The sequence below is a fragment of the Propioniciclava sp. genome, assembly GCF_029977985.1.
Classification (GTDB): domain Bacteria; phylum Actinomycetota; class Actinomycetes; order Propionibacteriales; family Propionibacteriaceae; genus Propioniciclava.
This window is the reverse complement of sequence record NZ_JARKOT010000045.1, coordinates 1-3,813: the sequence shown is the minus strand read 5'-3', so window position 1 is coordinate 3,813 and position 3,813 is coordinate 1. Positions and strand designations below refer to the sequence as shown.

General features: G+C 72.6%; 2 protein-coding genes and 1 pseudogene. 2 read left to right on the top strand and 1 reads right to left on the bottom strand.

Annotation, left to right across the window (positions count from 1 at the left end; translation table 11 throughout):
- The coding region (locus Q1K57_RS02810; protein ID WP_300078781.1) for a relaxase domain-containing protein at positions 1 to 527 on the top strand (527 nt) is incomplete at its 5' end.
- The gene (mobF, locus tag Q1K57_RS02805; RefSeq protein ID WP_366525324.1) at positions 422 to 2,461 is read left to right on the top strand and encodes a MobF family relaxase; all 2,040 of its coding nucleotides are present in this window, start codon (positions 422 to 424) and stop codon (positions 2,459 to 2,461) included. The genes Q1K57_RS02810 and mobF, both read left to right, overlap by 106 nt.
- Before the next feature lie 299 nt (positions 2,462 to 2,760).
- On the opposite strand, the pseudogene Q1K57_RS02800 reads toward mobF, so the two are convergent.
- Positions 2,761 to 3,813, bottom strand: a pseudogene (locus Q1K57_RS02800) (hypothetical protein); the annotation flags it as partial.

The following is a 3,813-nucleotide window of genomic DNA, read 5'->3' as shown; positions in this document are numbered from 1 at the left end:
TCGGATCGGGCCACCACCCCCTCGCCCGCCAGCGCGGCGACGCCCTCCCCCCGGACGCCACCGTCGCCCAGGCCCGCGACGCGATCCGGCTGGGCCAGCCGTTCAAGGTCTTCGCCCACGACTGGACCGAGTTCCGGATCGAGGTCGCCAAGCGCTTCGCCGCCTACAACGCCCAGGTCGGCGCCCCGCACGACGCGTCGGTCCCCGCGCAGGTTCGCGCCGCGATCCGCACCCAGGTCGGACGCGAGACGTTCCGCGCCACGTTCGGACGCGACCCCGTCGACGCCCGCGAACTCGCCGGGCTGATCGCCACAGCGTCCCGCCCACAGACCACCGCCGTCGCCGGCTACGACCTCACCTTCTCCCCGGTCAAGAGCGTCTCAACCCTCTGGGCGCTCGCGACCCGAGCACTGCGGCCACCATCGAACGCGCCCACCTCGCAGCGATCGGCGACGCGCTGCGGTTCATCGAGACCCACGCCCTCTACACCCGCACCGGCCACAACGGCGTCCGCCAGGTCGACGTGACCGGACTCGTCGCCGCCCGGTTCACCCACCGCGACAGCCGCGCCGGCGACCCCGACCTGCACACCCACGTCCCCGTCGCGAACAAGGTGCAGACCCTCGACGGACGCTGGCTCTCCATCGACGGACGCCTCCTCTTCAAGGCCATCGTCGCCGCCTCCGAGGTCTACAACACCGCCCTGGAACGCCGCCTCTCCGAAGCCCTCCCCGTCCGGTTCGCCGAACGGCCCTCCACCGAGCCCGGCAAGCGACCGGTCCGCGAACTGGTCGGCGTCGACCCCGCGCTCAACGCGCGCTGGTCGCAGCGGCGGACGTCCATCGAGCACCGCCAGAGCGAACTGACGGCCGCGTTCCAGCGCGAGCACCACCGACCCCCGACCATGGTCGAGGCCCGCGCTCTGGCACAGCAGGCCAACCTCGAGACCCGGCAGGCCAAGCACGAACCCCGCACCCTCGCCGAACAACGCGCCACCTGGCGCGCCGAAGCCGAAGCCGTCCTCGGCGCCGACGGCGTCCGGGCGATGCTCACCGAGACTCTCACCACCCGGACGCTGCGGCGTCCGGTCTTCGTCACCCGCGGCTGGGTGCGGACGCAGTCCGCGCAGATCGTCGCGACCATGGAGGGGTCGCGCTCCACGTGGCAGGACTGGCACGTCCGCGCCGAAGCACTTCGCGTGGTCCGGGCCGCGAACGTGCCCCGCAGGCGTGTCGACGACGTCGTCGCGCGCCTCACGCACGCCGCGCTCACCCGGCACTCCGTCGCCCTGCAGGCCCCCGCGGACGGCATCACCGAACCCGCCGCGCTGCGCCGAACCGCCGGCGACAGCGTCTACACCGTCGCCGGCGCCACCTGGCACGCCTCCCGCCGGATCGTCGCCGCCGAACACCGCCTCGTCGACGCAGCCGGACGCCGCGGCGGCCACCAGGCGCCCACCCCGGCCGTCGAGGTCGCCCTCATCGAGGCGGTCGCGAACCGCACCCCGCTCAACCCCGGACAGGTCGCCCTCGTCCGCGAGATGGCCACCTCGGGCACCCGACTCCAGCTCGCCATCGCCCCCGGCGGCTCCGGCAAGACCAGTGCCATGCGCGCGCTGGCCACCGCGTGGCGCAACGGCGGCGGCAGCGTCGTCGGGCTCGCGCCGTCCGCCGCCGCGGCCGCCCAGCTCGGGGCGCAGATCTACACCCACGCCGACACGATGGCCCTCCTCACCCACGCCCTGAACCACCGGCGACCGCTCCCGTCGTGGGCCGAGCGCATCGGGCCGACGAGCCTGGTCATCATCGACGAGGCCGGCTTGGCCGACACCCTCTCGTTGGACCAGGTCGTCGAGTTCGTCCTCGACCGCGGCGGATCGGTGCGCCTCATCGGCGACGACCAGCAACTCGCCGCGATCGGTGCCGGCGGCGTGCTCCGCGACATCCAGGCTCAGCACGGCGCCGTCCAGCTCAACGAACTCGTCCGCTTCGCCGACCCCGCCGAAGGCGCCGCCAGCCTCGCGCTGCGCGCCGGCGACCCCGAGGCGCTCGGCTTCTACCTCGACAACCACCGCGTCCACGTCGGCGATCTCGGCACCTGCGCCGACCGAGTCTTCGACTCCTGGCTGACCGCCCGCGACGCCGGAGCGGACGCCCTCATGGTCGCCCCCACCCGCGCTCTGGTGGCCGAACTCAACGCTCGCGCCCAAGCTCATCTCCACGACGGCAGCCACCCCACACGCACCGTCGCCCTCGCCGACGGCAGCGACGCCGCGGTCGGCGACGTGATCATCACCCGCCTCAACGACCGACGACTGCGCACCTCGGGCACCGACTGGGTCCGCAACGGCGACCGCTGGACCATCATCGGCATCGCGAACTACGGGGGCCTCCGCGCGATCCACCAGACCAGCCGGCAGACCGTCATCCTGCCCGCCAGCTACGTGACCAAACCCCGTTGATGCGCACCGCGTGAGTTCCGACCGATCGCGGCCGAACGCCTGCGAGTCGCACTTCAACCGTGGATCGACTCAGCTCGTAGGTCTGGCCGTCAAGCGTGAACCGGACGGTCGCCGGGCCGTTCGTCGACATGGCATGAGGCTACAACGGGTGGTGTTGGCCACCGTCGCCGGCCGTCACTTCTCGAAAGCCCCGCCCTTGCCGACAACAGGAGAGTCGTTGAACTCCGCTCCTAGGCAGATCTGCCCACGCCGCATGAATCCGTCGTGTCGCTTCCCTGTCAGACTCGTGCCCGTCAGACCTACAAGGCCGCCACCTGGGCGACCTCCGCCACGTCGGAGGTGCTGGCAGCGCCCTTGGCGGCAGTTCCCCCTTGGGCTGCGCTGGGCGCCGGTGTCCCGGTGGGCGGCGGCGTGCGCGTTCCGGGCCCCGATCCGTCCGTCCCGGCGGCGTCCGGGGGTGGGCCGCCCCACCCGCTGCCGTCGTAGCCGTTGGCCAAAGTCGGGTCGTCCGGGTTGGCCGACTCGTCGGTGGCACCGTCGTATCCCGACTGACCGCTGCCGGCCCGGACGCCGCGGCGTGAGTAGTCGGGCGGGAAGTTGTTGTGGCCGACGCCCATTTGGTTGGTCTGATCGGCGCCCATGGCGGCGGCCGTCCCGCCCACGGCGGCCATGACGCCGATACCGGTCGAGAGCGCCTGACCGACCGGGCCCATGCCCGCCGCGAATCGGCCGATCGTGGTCGCCGCGGCTCCGTCTTCGCCGGCGGTGCGTCCGGCGTCGTCGGTCGTAGTGGCGGCGCTGCTGCCGGTCTGGCGTCCGGCGAGGACGCCCCCGATTCCGCCGGCCGCCGCGAGCCCCGCGCGCAGGGCGGACCCAGAGGTGCTGCCCGGGTCGGTGAACGCGAACAGCGTGTAGAGCGCCAGCGGGGAGAACGAGGAGACGCAGATGAGCACGAAGCCGACGAACGCCGTCCCGATCGACTTCAGGACGTCGTCCTCACCGCCGACCGCCACCTCGGTGGTGATCCTCACGCCGATGCCGAGCGCGAGCACCATCAGGGGTGGGGTGAGGGCGGCGGCGTGGAACCAGCGGAACGACTTCCAGAACCAGCCGCGTCCGAAGTCGGTGACCAGTCCGGCCGCCGCGATCGGTGTGACGGCGGCCAGCACGAGCAGGGAGGCAGCGCGGGCCACCATCACGAGGGTGTGGCCGATCGCCGCGAGCCACAGCAGCATCCCCATGATGCCGAGGATGATGGCGACGGTGCCGTTGGTGATGTCGCTGGCGGTGAACGGTTCCCAGGGTTCCCACTCGCTCCAGCGGGTGACGTTGAGCAGGGACTGCATGAGGGC